The following is an 18,071-nucleotide window of genomic DNA, read 5'->3' as shown; positions in this document are numbered from 1 at the left end:
GGCAGCCTCATCAGCCGCGCCCACGCGACCAATAACTCATCTACGGCACGTGGGCCTCGCCGTACCCGACTATGCGAAGGCAGTCGAGTTCTACACCGGCGTATGGGGTCTGGAGAAAGTGGCCAGCGACAGCGGTGTCACATTTTTGGGCACACCAGCTGACCCTGAGCAGTACATCATCCGGCTGCGAGCCGACAGCGACAAACGACTCGATCTGATTTCCTTCGGCGCTGAATCGGCGCAAGCGGTCGATGCGCTCGCCGAGCGGCTGATCACCGACGGAGTTCGACTCGACCGAGAGCCGGCCAAACTCGACACCCCCGGCGGCGGCTACGGCATCCGTTTCTTTGACCTCGACGGGCGGCTCGTCGAGGTGTCCGCCGATGTCACGCAGCGATCATTCCGGCCACTCGAGGAACGTGAGTCGATCCCCAAACGGCTCTCCCATGTGGTGTTCAACTCCACCGACGTTGTGGCGACCAAGGCGTTCTATGAAAGAAACCTCGGATTCCGGCTTTCAGACTGGGCCGCGGACATGATGTGCTTCCTCCGCACAAGAACCCAGCACCACATCCTTGCCATCTCAAAAGGACCGCACGTGGCACTCAACCACGTGTCCTTCGAGATGCGCGGGATTGACGAGTACATGCGTGGAACCGGCCGAATGATCCGAGCTGGACGCAAACCGATTTGGGGGCCGGGCCGCCACAGCGCGGGTGACAATCCGTTCGCCTATTTTCTCGACCCCGCTAACAACGTCGTGGAGTACACGACTGAGCTAGAGGAGATAGTTGACGAGGACACCTGGCAGCCGCGGGTCTTTGCTGGGACAGCTGAGGCCATGGATCAGTGGGGGACGGCTGGCTCGGTTCACGAGCAGATGATCCCGGCGATGTTCAACGAGCCCGACACCGGGCTGTGGACAGCCTCGCCGGTCTAAACCCCGCTTCGATCGTGAGGATGTGACGTGTTCAAGTACTTCGCCGACAACTACGTCTGGAGTCTATCGGTCAACATCTCCCTGGGTACGGGGGGACAGATGACCGAGATCGACCGGGCCTGTAGGCCGCTCGTCGACTTCCCCGGCCACGGTGACGACGTCGGCACCGAGCACTTCCTCGCCTCTTGGTCGGAAATGGCCGACGGGCTGATCGAATACGCCGAAAAAGACGCGACCGCCGGCCGTGAGATGTCGGCTGCCGCGCGATATGCCCGCGCCTCAATGTATTACTTGATCGCTGAGCGCATGCAGGCACGGGACTACGCACCACGCAAAGTCGCATACCAAAAGGCCATGGACACCTTCGCGCAGGCTATCCAGCGAGGCGGGGAGAACTGCGAACGAGTCGAAATCCCATACGATAGCGCGGCATTTCCTGGCCTGTTCGTCCGCGCCGAGGGCGTCGATCGGCCCGCTCCCACGATGGTCTTCTGTCAAGGCCTCGACAGCATGAAGGAAATGGTCTACCGCTCCGGGATGGCGAACGCGTTGGCCCGACAGGGCATCTCCACGCTGATCGTGGACCAGCCCGGCACCGGTGAAGCGCTGAGGTATCGAGAACTGCCCGGGTGCTATGACAGCGAACGCTGGGCCAGTGCGGCGGTGGACTACCTGCAGACCCGCGGCGATGTCGACGGAAGCCGACTGGGAATGATGGGGTGGTCGTTGGGAGGCTACTTCGCACCGCGCGCGGCGGCGTTTGAGAAGCGTTTCAGCCTCTGCGCCGTATGGAGTGCCAACTACAACTGGGGCGAACTGCAGAAGCGCCGCCTGGCGCGCGAGGGAGACCGGCCGGTTCCGCACTACTGGGACCATGTCCAGTGGGTGTTCGGCAAGTCCTCCCTCCAGGAATTCATGGACTGGGTGCCGGCCATGAGTTTAGAGGGCGTCGTCGACAAGATCACCGTGCCATTCCTGGTTACGCACGGCGAGACCGACACCCAGATCCCTATCGAATACGCCCACGCCCAATACGAGGGCGCCGTCAACGCACCGGTGCGCGAGCTGAAGATCTTCACCGCGGACGAAGGCGGCTCAGCGCACTGCGGCGCCGACAACATGACCGTACCAATGAACTACCTGGCCGACTGGATCGCTGCGCATCTGTGAGCCGCTGCCCCGCACGGAATTCCTCAACACACTTCGCAACCCCAAGACAAGGGAGAAACCGACGTTGACTAGTACGTCAGCCGCCCCCACCGGTGGCTCGCAGGACCTAGACGGTGACGGCACCGGCTGGTCGCTCGGCACGGACGTCGGCGGCACGTTTACCGACCTGTGGCTGCGTTCGCCTTCTGGCCGCTCGGTGGTCTGCAAGTCACCCACCACGCCCGACGTGGTGACCGGTGTCGTCAATGCCGTGCAACTTGCGGCTGATCTCGTCGGCATTCCGGTCGAGGAATTATGCCAGCGCGTCACCCGCTTCGGACACGGCACGACCGTCGGCCTCAACGCACTGCTTACCGGACGCGCCGCCAAAGTCGCGCTGATCACCACCGCCGGCTTCGGCGACGTGCTCGAGATCGGACGACTGCGACGCGGCACCGCATCGCTGCGTGGTCTGGAACTTGGTGATTACTTCCTGCGCGGGCGCACCACTCCGCTAGTGCCACGCGATCTGGTCATCGAGGTCGCAGAGCGCGTTGACTCCCACGGAACGATTATCGTGCCGCTAGCGGAGCAATCGGTGCGTGAAAGTATGACCGCGTTGGCCGAGCAGGGAGTCGAAGCAGTCGGAATCTGTCTGCTATGGGCAACCGAGAACCCCGACCACGAGCTCGCGGTCGCCCGAATCGTCGCCCAGCAGCTGCCCCGCGCATTCATCAGCGTCTCACATCTCGTCGCCCCCGTTGTCGGCGAATATGCCCGCGCCGCAACGACTGTCGCTAACGCCGCACTGGGCCCGGTTGCCGGAAAGTACCTGTTCGACCTCAGTCGGCGGCTCGCAGACCTCGGGATGAACGCGTCGATCATGATGACCACCAGCGCCGGTGGCGTGGTGCCGGCGGCGGCCGCAACTGTTACGCCGGTGGCGAACCTGTTGTCGGGACCCGCATCCTGCGTCGTCGCGGGCCAAGCCCTGGGTCGTCAACTGGGCGCCCTCAACGTGTTGACCATGGATGTCGGGGGCACCAGCTTCGACGTCGGCGTCATCGTCGACGGTGTCCCTTTGCTTCGCGAAGACGTCACTTTCGGCGGGGCAGACATGTATGTCCCCGGTGTCGACATCGCCAGCATCGGCGCGGGCGGCGGCTCCATCGCCACCGTGAACGGTGAATCCCTAACCGTCGGTCCCCAAAGCGCCGGCGCAGACCCGGGACCAGTGTGCTACGGAAAAGGGGGAACGCTACCCACGACGACCGACGCCGATCTGGTCCTCGGAGTGCTGGACCCCGACCAATTTGGCAGCGGGGGTATCCGGCTCGACGCCGAAGCGGCGGCTGCGGCCATCACCGAGCAGATCGGCCAACCCCTGCACCTCGACGCAGTTGCCGCCGCACGGGCGATCCGTGTCGTATTCGACGCGGCCATGGCCGACCTGCTGCGTTCAGTAACCATCGAACGAGGCCACGATCCGCGCGAGTTCATCCTGGTCGTCGGCGGCGGCAGCGGACCGTCACACGCCTGGGCACTATGTCGCGAGCTCGGGATGAGCGGCTTCATCGTTCCTGCCACCGCGACGGCTCAGTCAGCGTTCGGCGCGGGCACCAGTGACCTGCGTACTACGGCATCACGGACGGTCTACGCGCGGATCCTGCCCGGTTCTCAACCCAACGACGAACTCGCGTCCCTGGTTCAGTCGGCGCTGACCGAGACGCGAAATCGGGCACTAGACACCATTCCCAACCCCGGGCAAGCCACCGTCGCGTGCACCGCGGCCCTGCGTTACCACGGTCAGGCGCACCATCTCGATGTCGAGATCGACCCGCAGCCAACCCGAGCCGATCTCACCGCGCTGCTGCAGCGGTTCGAAGCCGACTACGAGAAGCTCTTCGGCGCCGGCTCAGGCTTCCGTGAGGCAGGCTTTGAATTGCTCTCGGTTCGCGCGGTCGCCTCGAATCGATATGGAACAGCTACCATCTCCGCATCCGGTAGGCCGCTCGAACGTGTCGACGTGCGCCCCGTCGTATTCGACGACCCGACGCAACCCACCCCGACCACCGTCTACCGATGTGACGTGCCGGCCGCCGGGCAAACTGTAGACGGACCCTGCCTGATCGAATTGCGCGGATGCGTAGTGGTGGTTCCGCCCCAAGGTCGGGCCAAAACAGACGAACTCGGACTCATCCACGTGGAGGTGCCACTACCGTGAACGCGCCGGTGATAACTGATCCCGTTGTAGCACAAGTTATCCGAGGACGACTTGTCGCCATCACCGACCAGATGCGGTTGGCGCTGCAAGCAGTCTCAGGAAGCCCCACCGTCACCGAGGCAAGCGACTTTTTCACCGGCCTCTACCTGCCCGACGGCACATTCGCCACAATGGGCCATCAAGTGACATTCGAAGCACCGCCGGTCGGTTCGCTCATCCGCCACTTACTGGACTCGGGAACCGAACTCAAAGACGGCGACCGAATCATCGGCAACGATCCTTTCATCGGGGCGCTGCACCAAAACGATGTCCAGATGTGCGCCCCACTGCTCGTGGATGGCGAATTGATCGCCTGGGCCGGCGTGATGGCGCACGAAACAGACATGGGCGGCATGGATTTCTCGTCGTGGTCGCCGAAGGCCAGGGAAGTCTGGCAAGAAGGCATCCGGATCCCCGCGGTCAAACTCGTCGACGGCGGGACCCTACGGCAGGACGTACTCGACATGATCCTGGCCGCTACCCGATTGCCAGCCCAAGTCGGGCTAGACATCCGCGCCTTCATCGCCACCCTCAACGTCGCCGCCGAGCGACTCAAAGAGCTAAGCACCCAATATGGGACCGCCGCGGTGCAAGCAGTGATGAACGCGATGGTGGACGACGCCCACACCCGCATGCGGCAGCGACTGCTCGAAATCCCCGACGGCATCGTGCGCGTGTGTGACTTTCTCGAACACGACGGACACAACGACGTCCTCTACACCGTCGACCTTGTTGCGACCAAACGCGGCGACGCCCTCACCTTCGATTTCTCCGGATCATCGCCACAGGCCCCCGGTTTCGTGAATTGCTCCCGGGCAGGGCTGATGGGCGGTGTAGCCGGTGCAGTGATCCCGACACTCGGATTCGGTTTGCCGTGGAATGAGGGCCTACTGCGCCCGGTTACCGTCACCGCACCCGACGCGTTGGTGTGCACCGCCGTGCCTCCGGCCCCCGTCGGCAGCGCGACAGTCGAGACGATCTGGGTGGTCAGCAACGTTGTAGCCGGCGCATTGAACCGGCTACTCGCTGCCTCTCCACGCTACGCCGCACGCGCACAAGCCATCAGCAGCGGCACCATGGCCACGTTCAACCTCAGTGGCCGCGACCACTACGGGCATTTCTTCGGCCTGCACCTGATGGATCCGATCGCCGGCGGATTCGGCGCGTTCGCCGCCCACGATGGACCAAACGCCGCCGGACCCCTAAGCACACCGTGTCCATCGATCGCCGATGTGGAATCCAACGAGCAAAAGAGCCCTCTTTTTTACCTGCACCGCAGGTTGGCTCGCGACAGCGGCGGCGCGGGCCGACGGCGCGGGGGCTTAGGCGCCGAGGTCGCCCTCAGCGTGACGATCGACACCGCAGAAGCGCTGGTGATGACCCACGGCCTCGAGGTGCCGAACTCGACAGGACTCGGGGGCGGCTGTCCCGGCGGGCTCGTCAGCCAGGCGCTCGGACAACGGCATCTCGCCGATCCGGCCGACACGGCGGGCCGTGCAACCTCGGTGCACCCGCTAAGCGACCAGGAAGTCGCCGGTTTCACCGGCCTCGGGCCTAAGCCGGGGGCCTTCACCCTGACGAATACCGACGTCTTCGCGGTCACCTGGCAAGGTGGCGGTGGGATCGGTGACCCGCTGGATCGCGATCCCCACGAGGTCGCCACCGACGTTCGCCTTGACATGGTAAGCCCGGTGACCGCCCACGATATCTATGGCGTCGTGGTTCACGGACACGGCGCTGGCATGATCGTCGACGAGGACGCCACACGCGAGCTACGCCGCGACATCCGCGCCGTCCGTCTCGGTAAGAACTCCGGGGATGTTCCGCTGACAACGGCGCCGATCGACCCCACGTCACAGCCGGTGGGCTGTATCGACGCCGACCAGTGGATCGCGCTGTCGGACCGGCTTCGGCTGGTGCGCAGCGCTACCGGTGAATGGCGTGTGCAAACCGTTGACGGCGCGGTGCTGGTCACCGGCTGCACGCGATGGCGGGAGGGAGCCAAACGCGTCGTCCCCACCCTGCCCGCAGTTGTAATCAAGACTTTGCACCCCGACCTCGCAACGACCGGATGGGTCTGCCCACACACCGGACACCTGCTGGCTGTGGACATTCACCGGCGCGATCAGGAGCCCAGCCATGATCTCGACCTCGACCTTACGCCCGGATCGACAACCCACGCCCTGATCGCCACGACCACAGGAGTAGGCAACGATGCCTGATCCCTTCGCCATTGAACGTTCACCGAAGGTCATCGTCACAGTCGCACCGACGGGCGGAATGGCGCTGAAAAGCGAAACCCCCAACCTGCCGGTCACGCCCGACGAGATCGCCGACGATGTCGTGCGCTGCTGGAACGCCGGTGCGAGCGTCGTCGCCGTCCACGCCCGCCGCGCATCAGACGGCGAAGCAACCTGTGACCCGCAGGTTTACCGCGCGATCAACGAGCGGATCCGATCCCGCTGCGACATCGTCATCAACAACTCCACCGGCGGCGGCATCCACGGCGATATGATCCGACCCCGCGATGATGGACTGTGGGAACTCATATTCGAAGAACGCATCAAAGGCCTCGAAGCTGGCGCCGAGATGTGCACCCTGGACTCCCACACCGTCGCCGCCAAGGCCCGCGGTGAAAAAGAACTCGTCTTCGCCACCCCGCCCTCTCGGTGCCGCTGGCTTGCTGAAGCCATGCAGCAGCGCGGCATCAAGCCCGAATGGGAGGTCTTCGAGCTGTCTCATATCCTCCAGGACTTCACCCTCCTGACCAGCGAAGGGCTCGATAAACCGCCGTACTTCGTCAACATGGTCCTCGGCGCCCATCGCAGCTTCCAAGGCGGCCTGCCCTACACGCCCAAGATCTTGCAGATGATGGTGGAACACTTGCCGCAAGGATCCATCTTTAACGTCAGCGCGATCGGGGCAGCCCAACTGCCGGCCACCACCCACGCTTTGCTTCTCGGCGGCCACGTGCGCGTAGGCCTGGAAGACAACCTGATGTATGTCCATGGTGTCCCGGCCACCAACGTCATGCTCGTCGAGCGCATGGTGCGCATCATCCGCGAACTTGGGCTGGAGCCAGCCACGCCCGCAGAGGCCCGCCAGATGATGGGCCTCGCGCCACAGCCAGCTACCGAGCCACCAGCCTTCGCCGCCCCAGCCTGACCTTACGGCCAGCTCTCATCATGCAGCCCCAGTGGGTGCCGACCAACCAGACTGTCCGTGATGCTCGACTGACCGACTTCGCCGGCCACGTTGCCAGGCGAACCGGAACGTATTTGGATGACTACTACTCGCTGTGGCGCTGGTCGACTGACAATCTCGCCGATTTTTGGGGTGAGCTGTGGAACTACTTCGACGTAGGTCCGCCGCCACGAACAGTACTTGCCGGGACCACCATGCCCGCGGTGCAATGGTTTCCCGGAACCCGGCTCAACTACGCCGACTACGTAGCCAGGCAGGCCAATAGCATTCGCCCGGCGATCATCCACGCAAGTGAGAACGGCGCGATCAGCACAATCAGCTGGTCTGAAATGCTCCAGCGCACTGCGGCGTTCGCTCGCGCACTACATGAACTGGGTGTGCAGCCAGGTGACCACGTTGTGGGCTACCTGCCAAACATCCCCGAAGCGGTCATCGCCTTCCTCGGCACCGCGGCGCTCGGCGCCGTATGGGGTTCGTGTGGGCAGGATTACACGGCGAAGGCCGCAATCGACCGATTGGGCCAACTGCATCCCACGGTTCTCGTCACCGCAGACGGCTACCGATATGCCGGCAAAGAATGGGACAAGAGGGCCGAGATCACGGCCCTTCAAACAGGTTTCACGCAATTGCGCGCCACGGTGGTGGTACCACGACTAGGGCGACCGGTCAGCGACGCACTGGACTGGGCATCGGTGACCAAATCCGACGGGCACCAATGGCATACCCATCCGGTGGACTTTGGCCACCCGTTATGGGTCTTGTTCTCCTCGGGCACCACCGGTCCGCCGAAGGGGATCGTTCACGGTCACGGAGGGGTTACACTCGAACACCTCAAAGCGCTCGCCCTGCACAGCGATCTCGGCCCGCGCGACACATTCTTTTGGTTCACCAGCCCCAGCTGGATGATGTGGAATATGCAGGTCTCCGGATTGCTAGTCGGCGCCACCATCGTCTGCTACGACGGGAGCCCAACCTACCCGGCATCCGACGCGCTGTGGAAGATCGCTGCCGTCACCGGGGCGACGCTGCTGGGCATGAGCCCAGGTTATGTACGGAGATGCATAAAAGACGGGGTGCTTCCGGCATGCCGCAACCAGTTATCGCGGCTGCGCACCGTCGGCATCACCGGATCGCCACTGCCGCCGTCGTCGTCACTGTGGCTGCGCGATCACCTTGGCGCGCACGTGCAGGTGGCGTCCATCAGCGGTGGCACCGATGTGGCGTCGGCCTTCGCGGGCGCAGCGCCAACGGTCCCGGTGTGGCCCGGCGAGCTATCGGTTCCCTACCTGGGTGTCGCGTTGGACTGCTGGGATACCTCAGGCCGCCCGGTGCGTGACGAAGTCGGTGAACTGGTAATCACCCAACCCATGCCTTCAATGCCGTTACGCTTCTTCAACGATCCTGACGGATCGCGCTACACTGCAGCGTATTTCGACGAGTTCCCGGGAGTCTGGCGACACGGTGACTTCATCACGATAACGAAGCGCGGAAGCATCGTCATCCATGGTCGGTCGGACTCGACACTGAATCGTAACGGCGTTCGGATGGGATCCGCCGAGATTTACCGAGCCGTCGAGCAGCTCCCGGAAGTCGCCGAGGCGTTGGTGGTTGGTGTAGAACTACCCGACGGCGGCTATTGGATGCCGCTCTTCGTCGTTCCCGCCGACGGCATAGAGCTGACCGACGAGATCAAGCGCCGAGTCGCGGATGTGATTCGTGACGAGATTTCTGCGCGCTATATGCCCGATGACATCTTCGCAACCCCAGCCGTCCCGCATACCCGGACCGGCAAGAAACTTGAAGTGCCCATCAAGAAGATACTGCAGGGCGCCGACCCAGAAAGAGTCGTCGAGCGCGGCGCCATCGACAACCCCGACGTTCTCGCCTGGTATGCGACGGTGCCGACCCCGCCAAGCCTGGTGCGGTAGTTACTCCTCAGGGACAAGTGGCCTACGACGCTACTGCTGTCACTTGACGACGCGAGCACCCGACTGGCCTTGGGACCTCGGTTGGGTTTCGGCGATGTGCGCGAGCGCCACTGAGTTTCGGCGGACGATCGATGGCGATATCCACTGAACGCGTTATCGCAGTTCTCGTTTCGAGGCGGAGGAGCCGCCCGTGAACGTGTCGGGCCATCGTGTGCGCCACGGCTTCAGGGCTGTGCACTGCCTGCGCGTGCAACCGTCACAAGACCATTTGCTTAATGCGGCGGAATTGACATTCGGACTCCTAATACCGCCAACCCAGCACGCGACTGCATTGACTCGCGCAAATCAGCACGTCGGCAAGCAGCCGACTATCGGCCCCTAACCCAAACACGCTGCGCGACAACGTGATGTCGCCAGAGTCTCTGCGCGCGGCCTTCGGGTAGCGCCGAGTCGGCGCGACGACCAAAAAGCCCGATTCCCTATTGATCTCATCAATAAGCCGCATTGATATTCTCCGTTTCCGCCGATGTGGCGGAGGTCATACCGTTGCGTCAGTGCGTCTCAACGACCCGGGCCCATCAGGGGCCGTCGACTGACCAATCAGCGCGCCGACAAAGAAAAGAGACCTGCATGGAGCACCACGAGTGCTGCGCAGCCAAAAGGCTCTCGCCTCGAGGCCAGCGGGTCGGCAGAATACCCGCGGGCTCGTACACTGATCGCCCATTGAACAGGAGCGCCCCGTGATAGCCGGCGCACAGGTGGCCAAACCGTTGCAAGGCGTCGGCGGGTTCTTCGCGATGGCGTTGGATACGCTGATGCTGATGCCGCGCAGACCATTTGCGTGGCGCGAGTTCGTGATCCAGGCGTGGTTTGTGGCGCGGGTGTCGCTGTTGCCGACGGTGATGTTGGCGATTCCTTACACCGTAGTGGTGGTGTTCACCTTTAACATTTTGTTGTTGGAGTTCGGAGCCGCCGACTACTGCGGCACGACCGCAGCCTTCGCCACGGTGACCCAGGTAGGCCCGATCGTCACGGTATTGGTGGTGGCAGGTGCCGGCGCGACCGCCATGTGTGCAGACCTTGGTGCGCGCACCATCCGCGAGGAAATCGACGCACTCAAGGTGATGGGCATCAACCCGATTCAGATCCTGGTGGTGCCGCGCGTCTTGGCGGCGACATTCGTCGCGACCCTGCTGTCTGCGGTGGTCATCCTGGTCGGACTTGTGGGCGGGTTCTTCTTCACCGTGTTCATCCAACACGTAACCCCCGGCGCCTACGTCGCCGGCATGACGGTGCTCACCCGGCTGCCCGATTTGGTCCTAGCACTCACCAAGGCCGCGCTGTTCGGCCTGTCCGCCGGGCTGATCGCCTGCTACAAGGGCACATCTGTCGGAGGCGGTCCCGCCGGCGTGGGCAACGCGGTGAACGAAACCGTCGTCTACACGTTCGTAGCGCTCTTCACGATAAACATCATCGCGACCGCGGTCGGCGTCAAGGTGACACTGTGACGGTGGCAGGCGCGCGGTTCCCGCGGGTAACGCTCAAAGCGCTCCAATTAGCCGCCGCATGGACGCGGGTAGGAACCCAGACCGAGTTCTACGTCAAGACCCTCAGGGCAACCGCTGACGTATTCGTGCGCTACCGGATTGAGACGCTGCGGCTGATCGCACAAATGGGGCTAGGCACTGGTGCGCTTGCGGTCGTCGGGGGCACCGTGGTGATCGTGGCGTTCTTGACCGTCACAACTGGGGCGATATCGGCCGTGATCGGCTACAACCAATTCAACAACATTGGTGTTGAGGCACTAACCGGTTTCGCCTCGGCCTATTTCAATGTCCGGATTGCCGCGCCCTTGACCGCAGGGATCGCGTTGGCCGCAACGATCGGAGCGGGTGCCACCGCCCAGCTCGGTGCGATGCGGATCAACGAAGAAATCGATGCGCTCGAGGTCATGGGCATCCGCGCCATCTCATATCTAGCGTCCACCCGGGTCGTAGCCGGGGTGATCGTGGTGATCCCACTGTATTGCGTGGCGGTATTGTCGTCGTTCCTGTCCGCCCGCGTGATCGTCACCGCCATCTACGGGCAGTCGGTCGGCGTCTACGACCACTACTTTCACACCTTCTTATACCCAATGGACTTGGTGTGGTCGTTTTTCATGGCCGTCGCTATGGCGATCGTGATCATGCTTGTGCACACCTACTACGGCTTCAACGCATCAGGCGGCCCGGCCGGCGTCGGTGAGGCGGTGGGCCGCGCGGTTCGCAGCTCGCTGGTGGCATCGGGGGTGTTGACCGTGTTCATCTCACTGGCTGTCTACGGGCAGTCGGGCGGATTCAACCTGTCGGGGTAGCGCGTGGTCACCAAAGCAAGAAACCGACGCTTTCACCCCGCGTGGTGGACCCTGGTGCTCGTCGTCGCCGTAGTGGGCTTCATGTGGCTGTGTTCGGTCCTATTCGCCGGAGCCCTTACCCCCTACGTGCCTGTAACCCTGACATCGCAGCGAGCGGGCCTGGTCATGGAATCCGGGGCCAAAGTTAAATTCCGTGGCGTAGAGGTGGGTCGTGTTGCCGGCATCGAAGGCGGCCAAGAGCCCGTTCGCCTCAAACTGCAGCTCTTTCCTGATCAAGTCAAATACATCCCGGCCAATACCCAGGCCCGTATCCGCGCCACCACCATCTTCGGGGCCAAATACGTCGATCTGATCTACTCCGATCATCCCACGGTTCAACATGTTTCGGCGGGGGCGGTGCTGGAGGCGCTCAACGTTACCACCGAGGTCAACACCATCTTTCAGAACCTCGTCAATGTGCTGCACCAAATCGACCCGTCCAAGCTTAACGCGGTGCTGACTGCGGTGGCCGATGCGGTGCGCGGCCACGGCATACGCATTGGGCAAGCCACCACGGCGGCCAATCATGTGCTGCGCGAAATCAACCCGAGGATGCAAACTCTGGCCCAGGACTGGCGTGCAATAGCCGCGGTCAGCGACAGCTACAGCGCCGCTGCACACAACATTTTGGCCACCCTGGACGCGGCCAGCACCCCCAGCGCGACACTCACCGCACAGCAAGCCGACCTGAATACGTTGCTGCTCAACGTGCTCGGGTTCTCCCAGACCGGGACCGACTTGCTAGGGCCCAACAAAGACAACCTGGAGGCAGGGATCAACACTCTTCGCCCCACAACCGATCTGCTGATGAAATATCAACCCGAGTACACCTGTTTGCTGCAAGGCGCCAAGTGGTGGCTGGACAACGGCGGAAACCAGGCGGTAGGGGGGGCCGACGGGCGCAGCATCGTGTTGGATGACGCCTTCCTATTAGGGGATGACCCTTACCGGTATCCGGACAACCTACCGGTGGTGGCGGCCAAGGGCGGCCCGGGCGGCAAGCCGGGCTGCGGATCGCTACCCGATGCGTCCAAGAACTACCCGGTGCGCGCCCTGGTCACCGACACCGGGTGGGGAACTGGCGTCGATATCCGGCCCAACCCCGGGATCGGATTCCCGGGCTGGATCGACTACTTGCCGGTCACCCGCGCGGCGCCAGGGCCACCAAGCATCCGCAATCTAGGACCACCAGCGCCCGGACCGATGCCCTACCCAGGCTCCCCGCCTTACGGTGCGGCGCTGTACGCGCCCGACGGTGCTCCGCTATACCCCTCAGCGCCCGGTGCGCCACCGCCACTACCGAACGATCCGGCCCCACCGGATCTGCCGTCCACCCCGTCATCGTGAGCGCCAGCAAAGGAATGCAGCCGTGCGAGACAACCTGAGGGCAGCGCTGTGGCGGTTGACGATCTTCGTCGTGGTCTGCGGCCTATGCGTCTTTGCGCTGTTCATGGTATTCGCGCAGTTGCGCTTCCAGCGGGAGAGCACCTACAGCGCCGAGTTCAGCAATGTCAGCGGGCTCAAAAACGGTGACATCGTTCGCATCGCCGGGGTGGAGGTCGGCCAAGTCAAGCGCATCGCGATCCGGCCTGACAGCGTGGTAATCGTGCGGTTCTCCGCAGATGACAGCGTGGCGCTCACCGACGCTACGAGGGCAGCGATCCGCTACGACAACGTGATCGGAGATCGCTTCCTGCAGCTGCAGGAAGGCCCGACGGGAGCTAAGCCGCTTGCGCCCGGCCACACCATCCGACTGGATCACACCACCCCCGCGCTGGACTTGGACGCGCTCATCGGCGGATTCCACCCGCTGTTCCGGGCATTAGATCCCGTGCAGGTCAACGCGCTGACCGGCCAACTCGTTCAGGCGTTTCAAGGGCAAGGCGCGGCAATCGACTCTTTTCTGTCCCAGACGGCAATGCTGACCAGCTCCTTGGCCGACCGCGACGTGCTAATCGGGCAAGTGATCGCCAACCTCAACACGGTCCTGGGTTCGGTGGGTGATCAAAGCCGTCAATTAGACAAGACCGTCACCTCACTGGCCGAGCTGACACAGCGATTGGCGGCCCGCAAGACCGACATCAGTACGGCGCTGGCGTACACCAACGCCGCGGCAGGGTCAATCGCCGACCTGCTTGCCCACGCGCGACCATCGGTGAAAGACGCCATCGCACAGTCGGATCGGGTCGACAGCCTTGTGCTGGCTGATCACGAGTATTTCGACGACCTGCTCAACACGCTGCCCGAGGCCTATCAGGCGCTCGCCCGCCAAGGGATGTACGGCGACTTCTTCACCTTCTACCTCTGTGATGCGGTGCTGAAACTAAACGGCAAGGGCGGTCAACCGGTCTATGTCAAACTAGCCGGCCAAGCCAGCGGGCGGTGCACACCGAAGTGAAGTCGTTTTCCGAGCGCAATCTCACCCTAGTTGGCGCGGTCGGTGTCGCCGCGACCGCAGCCATCGTGCTCGGCGCACTGCAATACGACAAGCTGCCGATCTTCACCGTGCAAAAAAGGGAGTACTCGGCCTACTTCGCCGAATCCAGCGGGCTTGACTCCGGTGCGCACGTGCAAGTGTCGGGCTTTCAAGTCGGGGCGGTAACCAGCGTCGCACTCGAGGGCGCGCGGGTGTTGGTGAAATTCAACGTCGACAAAGACGTTCCCCTGGGCGATCGTAGCGAGGCAGCAATCAAGGCGAAGAGTCTGCTCGGCGCCAAGGTACTCGAGATCACCCCGCGCGGCGATGGCCAGCTGTCCGGGCCGATACCCCTGGAGCGCACCACCCCGGCCTATCAATTGCCCGATGCGCTGGGCGACTTGACCCAAACCGTTAAGGGCCTCAAAACTGATCAGCTCAACGCATCGCTGACCACGCTTGCACAGACCTTTTCCGAGACCCCACCACATTTGCGAACCGCGCTCGACGGGTTGGCCCGGTTCTCGCAGATCCTCGATGAGCGCGACTCCCAACTGCGCAACCTGCTGGAAAACGCCAACAAGGTGACCGCAGTGCTGGCCGGGCGTACAGACCAGATCGTGGCCCTCATCGTCAACACCAACGCACTGCTGGCGCAACTACGAACCCAAAGCGCGGCGCTCGAGCAAATCTCGGGCAGCATCTCGGCCTTATCTAAACAACTGTCGGGATTCATCGCCGACAACCGCAGCCAACTGCGCCCCGCTCTGGACAAGCTCAACGGCGTGCTCACCATCGTCGACAGCCGCAAAGAGCGGGTGCAAAAGTCGATCAAACTGCTCAACGCGTACGCCATGTCGCTGGGCGAGTCCGTCTCATCTGGACCGTTCTTCAAGGCCTATGTCGTCAACCTGCTGCCCGGCCAGTTCTTGCAACCCTTCATCGACGCGGCGTTCTCCGATCTTGGGCTCGACCCGGCTACTTTACTGCCCTCGCAGCGCACCGATCCGCCGACCGGCCAGCCCGCCACGCCACCGCTGCCGGTGCCCTACCCACGCACCGGCCAGGGCGGTCCCCCCAACGTGAAGTTGCCGGACGCGATCACCGGAAACCCGGGTGACCCGCGCTATCCCTACCGGCAGCCACCACCGGCACCGGCTCCCGGCGGGCCACCGCCCGGACCGCCAGCGCTCGCACCTCCGGGACTGGCATCGATCCCGGAGCCCACCCCCTCCCCGGTATACGTGCCCGCGCCGGGGGAGGCGCCCCCGGCGTCGCAGCCGTCGGCCGCCCAAGGAGGGCGCTGACATGGCTTCTCGCCACACCCGAATCGCCATCGGCATCGCGCTCGTGCTGACCATGATCGGGGGAACCGTCGTCGTGCGCTCGGTTTCCAGGATCAGCAGAACCCAGGTCACCGCCTACTTCGACAACAGCAACGGCATTTTCGTCGGCGACGATGTGGTGATTCTCGGGGTGAAGGTGGGCCAGATCGACAGCATCGAACCGCAGCCACAGCGCGCCAAGATCACCTTCTGGTATGACAACAAATACCCAGTGCCCGCCAATGTCAACGCGGTGATCCTGTCACCGAAACTGATCACCTCACGTGCGCTTCAGCTGACCCCCGCCTACGCCGGCGGCCCTACTCTCACCAACGGGTCGGTGATTCCCGAGGACCACACCGCGGTGCCCGTGGAGTTCGACGACCTGCGTCAGCAGCTGCAAAAACTCACCGAGAGCCTGCAGCCGACCTCGCCGGACGGGGTCAGCCCGCTGGGGTCGTTCATCAACACCGCCGCCGATAACTTGCGCGGGCAAGGTGCACGCATCCGCGACACCCTGATCAAGTTGTCGCGAGCCGTGTCGGCGTTGGGCGATCACAGCAGCGACGTCTTCGGGACGGTGAAAAACCTTTCTACCCTGGTGTCGGCCCTGCATGACAGCGCAGACCTGATGCGCCAACTCAATACCAACCTCGCTGCGGTCACCGCACTACTCGCCGATGACCCCAACGCAATCGCCCAGGCGGTGACCGACCTAGACAGCGCCGTTGGCGAAGTAAACACGTTTGTCGCCGACAACCGCGAAGCAGTGGGCACCACCTCCGACAAGCTGGCATCGATCACCAAGGCCCTCGTCGACAGCCTCGATGACGTCAAACAGACCTTGCACGTGTTACCCAACGTGGTGCAGAACTACATCAACATCTACGATCCTGCCCACGGTGCCATCACCGGCATCCTCTCGCTGAACAACTTCGCCAACCCGATCAGCTTCCTGTGCGGCGCGATTCAAGCGGCATCGCGGTGGAATAACGCGCAATCGGCCAAGTTGTGCGTGCAATACCTCGCACCGATCATCAAGAACCGCCAGTACAACTTCCTGCCGTTGGGCCTCAACCCGTTCGTAGGCGCCAAGGCCCGCCCCAACGAGGTCACCTACAGCGAAGACTGGATGCGGCCTGACTTCCGTCCACCACCGCCGCCACAGGCCACACCACCAGCGGGCGAGCCCGCCTCAACACCGGCGCCATCAACGCCCGGGGTGGCCAGCCCACCGCCGACTGCCGAAGCCACGGTGCCCACCAATCCCGCCGGCGGGTTGCCCGCCATGATGGCCCCTCCCGGAGGCTCTCCATGACTGCAAACGTGCTGGGGCGCAAAGTTCTCGCGGTGGCCGTGACGGTGTCGGTGTGCGCGGTGGCAGGCTGCGGCTGGCGGGGCCTCAACTCATTGCCGCTGCCGGGCACCCAAGGCGAGGGACCGCGCGCCTATCAGGTCCAAGCACAGATACCCGACGTCAGCAACATTCAACCGAATTCCCGGGTGCGCGTTGGCGACGTCACGGTGGGAACTGTCACCAAGATCGAACGGCAAGGTTGGCACGCGCTGATCACCATGAAGCTCAACGGCGACGTTGAACTGCCCGCGAACGTCGAGGTGAAAATCGCCCAAACCAGCGTGCTGGGCACCCTGCACGTGGAATTGGCCCCGCCGACGGGTATGCCAAGGCAGGGACGGCTACACAATGGCTCGCTGATACCGCTATCGCATGCCGGTGCCTGCCCTACCGTAGAGCAAACACTTTCTGCGGCTTCGATCTTGCTTAACGGGGGAGGACTCGGCCAGGTCCAAGACATCACCACCGCATTTTCCACCGCCTTCGCCGGTCGCGAAGACGACGTGCGCAGCTTGATCTCTGAGCTCGATGAATTTTCCGGCCGCCTCGACGCGCAGAAAAAAGAGATCATCGCGGCCACGGACAGCCTCAACAGCCTGGTTGGACAGTTCGCGGACCAAAAACCGGTCCTCGACAAGGCGCTGAGAACGATCCCCGACGCGCTGGCCGTACTCAATCAGCAGCGCGACAACCTGGTCGAAGCTTTCGACCGGCTCGGCAAGTTCAGCGCGCTGGCCGCCGACTCGGCTAACAAGACCAAAGACGCATTGGTCGCCGAATTCAAAGACCTTGCCCCCGTACTTGATTCACTCGCCAACGCCGGCCCCGCGCTGACCCGTTCGCTCAGCGAACTGACCACTTTCCCATGGCCGAAAGAAAACGTCGCCAAAACGTTCCGCGGCGACGCAGCCAACATCACCATGATCATCGACCTGACACTGAGCCGACTAGACACGTCGTTTTTCACCGGAACCCGTTGGGAAGGAAACCTCACCGAGCTCGAGATGCAGTGGGGCCGCACCATCGGTCAGCTGCCCAGCCCGGTTACCGCCGGCAACCCACTGGTGGCTGCCTACCGCACGGATCAAGGACGCTAG

Annotated in this window: 13 protein-coding genes; all 13 read left to right on the top strand. The window is 63.3% G+C overall.

Features of this window, described 5'->3' with window-relative positions; genetic code table 11:
* Positions 1–49: 49 nt before the first annotated feature.
* The 13 genes from MJO58_RS22650 to MJO58_RS22590 all read left to right on the top strand — a co-directional run bounded on the left by MJO58_RS22650 (position 50) and on the right by MJO58_RS22590 (position 18,071).
* A complete protein-coding gene (locus tag MJO58_RS22650) occupies positions 50–940 on the top strand; it encodes a VOC family protein (protein ID WP_239721051.1) in 891 nt (296 codons plus the stop codon).
* A 27-nt stretch (positions 941–967) separates the two neighbouring features.
* Positions 968–2,110, top strand: a complete 1,143-nt coding sequence (locus MJO58_RS22645) for an alpha/beta hydrolase family protein (RefSeq protein WP_239721050.1) — start codon at positions 968–970, stop codon at positions 2,108–2,110.
* 64 nt (positions 2,111–2,174) lie between these two features.
* The gene (locus MJO58_RS22640; protein WP_239721049.1) at positions 2,175–4,313 is read left to right on the top strand and encodes a hydantoinase/oxoprolinase family protein; all 2,139 of its coding nucleotides are present in this window, start codon (positions 2,175–2,177) and stop codon (positions 4,311–4,313) included.
* The gene (locus tag MJO58_RS22635; RefSeq protein WP_239721048.1) at positions 4,310–6,574 is read left to right on the top strand and encodes a hydantoinase B/oxoprolinase family protein; all 2,265 of its coding nucleotides are present in this window, start codon (positions 4,310–4,312) and stop codon (positions 6,572–6,574) included. The genes MJO58_RS22640 and MJO58_RS22635 overlap by 4 nt, the downstream gene beginning before the upstream one ends.
* Positions 6,567–7,517 (top strand): beta-keto acid cleavage family enzyme, encoded by a 951-nt coding sequence (locus MJO58_RS22630; protein ID WP_239721047.1) that lies wholly within the window; start codon positions 6,567–6,569, stop codon positions 7,515–7,517. Before MJO58_RS22635 ends, MJO58_RS22630 begins: the two co-directional genes overlap by 8 nt.
* 20 nt (positions 7,518–7,537) lie before the next feature.
* The gene (locus MJO58_RS22625; protein WP_239721046.1) at positions 7,538–9,484 is read left to right on the top strand and encodes an acetoacetate--CoA ligase; all 1,947 of its coding nucleotides are present in this window, start codon (positions 7,538–7,540) and stop codon (positions 9,482–9,484) included.
* A 797-nt stretch (positions 9,485–10,281) separates the two neighbouring features.
* Positions 10,282–10,992 (top strand): MlaE family ABC transporter permease, encoded by a 711-nt coding sequence (locus tag MJO58_RS22620; RefSeq protein WP_239723408.1) that lies wholly within the window; start codon positions 10,282–10,284, stop codon positions 10,990–10,992.
* Positions 10,989–11,837, top strand: coding sequence for an ABC transporter permease (locus tag MJO58_RS22615; RefSeq protein WP_434086264.1), 849 nt, complete (start codon positions 10,989–10,991; stop codon positions 11,835–11,837). The genes MJO58_RS22620 and MJO58_RS22615 overlap by 4 nt, the downstream gene beginning before the upstream one ends.
* Positions 11,838–11,840: 3 nt before the next feature.
* Positions 11,841–13,223, top strand: coding sequence for an MCE family protein (locus tag MJO58_RS22610; RefSeq protein ID WP_239721045.1), 1,383 nt, complete (start codon positions 11,841–11,843; stop codon positions 13,221–13,223).
* A 22-nt stretch (positions 13,224–13,245) separates the two neighbouring features.
* Positions 13,246–14,274, top strand: coding sequence for an MCE family protein (locus tag MJO58_RS22605; protein ID WP_239721044.1), 1,029 nt, complete (start codon positions 13,246–13,248; stop codon positions 14,272–14,274).
* Complete coding sequence (locus MJO58_RS22600) at positions 14,271–15,599, top strand: MCE family protein (RefSeq protein ID WP_239721043.1); 1,329 nt, start codon at positions 14,271–14,273, stop codon at positions 15,597–15,599. The genes MJO58_RS22605 and MJO58_RS22600 overlap by 4 nt, the downstream gene beginning before the upstream one ends.
* Position 15,600: 1 nt before the next feature.
* On the top strand, positions 15,601–16,935 hold the full coding sequence (locus MJO58_RS22595; RefSeq protein ID WP_239721041.1) for a virulence factor Mce family protein: 1,335 nt from the start codon (positions 15,601–15,603) through the stop codon (positions 16,933–16,935).
* Positions 16,932–18,071 (top strand): MCE family protein, encoded by a 1,140-nt coding sequence (locus MJO58_RS22590; RefSeq protein WP_239721039.1) that lies wholly within the window; start codon positions 16,932–16,934, stop codon positions 18,069–18,071. Before MJO58_RS22595 ends, MJO58_RS22590 begins: the two co-directional genes overlap by 4 nt.

Source organism: Mycobacterium lentiflavum (assembly GCF_022374895.2).
Classification (GTDB): domain Bacteria; phylum Actinomycetota; class Actinomycetes; order Mycobacteriales; family Mycobacteriaceae; genus Mycobacterium; species Mycobacterium lentiflavum.
The sequence above is the reverse complement of the archived record's forward strand: the minus strand, read 5'-3'. Positions and strand labels throughout refer to the sequence as shown.

What these genes read in the sequence shown, in the direction of transcription:
- MJO58_RS22630 (WP_239721047.1), top strand. Translation starts at nt 6,567, where the DNA reads ATGCCTGATCCCTTCGCCATTGAACGTTCACCGAAGGTCATCGTCACA.
- MJO58_RS22625 (WP_239721046.1), top strand. Translation starts at nt 7,538, where the DNA reads ATGCAGCCCCAGTGGGTGCCGACCAACCAGACTGTCCGTGATGCTCGA.
- MJO58_RS22620 (WP_239723408.1), top strand. Translation starts at nt 10,282, where the DNA reads ATGGCGTTGGATACGCTGATGCTGATGCCGCGCAGACCATTTGCGTGG.
- MJO58_RS22595 (WP_239721041.1), top strand. Translation starts at nt 15,601, where the DNA reads ATGGCTTCTCGCCACACCCGAATCGCCATCGGCATCGCGCTCGTGCTG.
- MJO58_RS22590 (WP_239721039.1), top strand. Translation starts at nt 16,932, where the DNA reads ATGACTGCAAACGTGCTGGGGCGCAAAGTTCTCGCGGTGGCCGTGACG.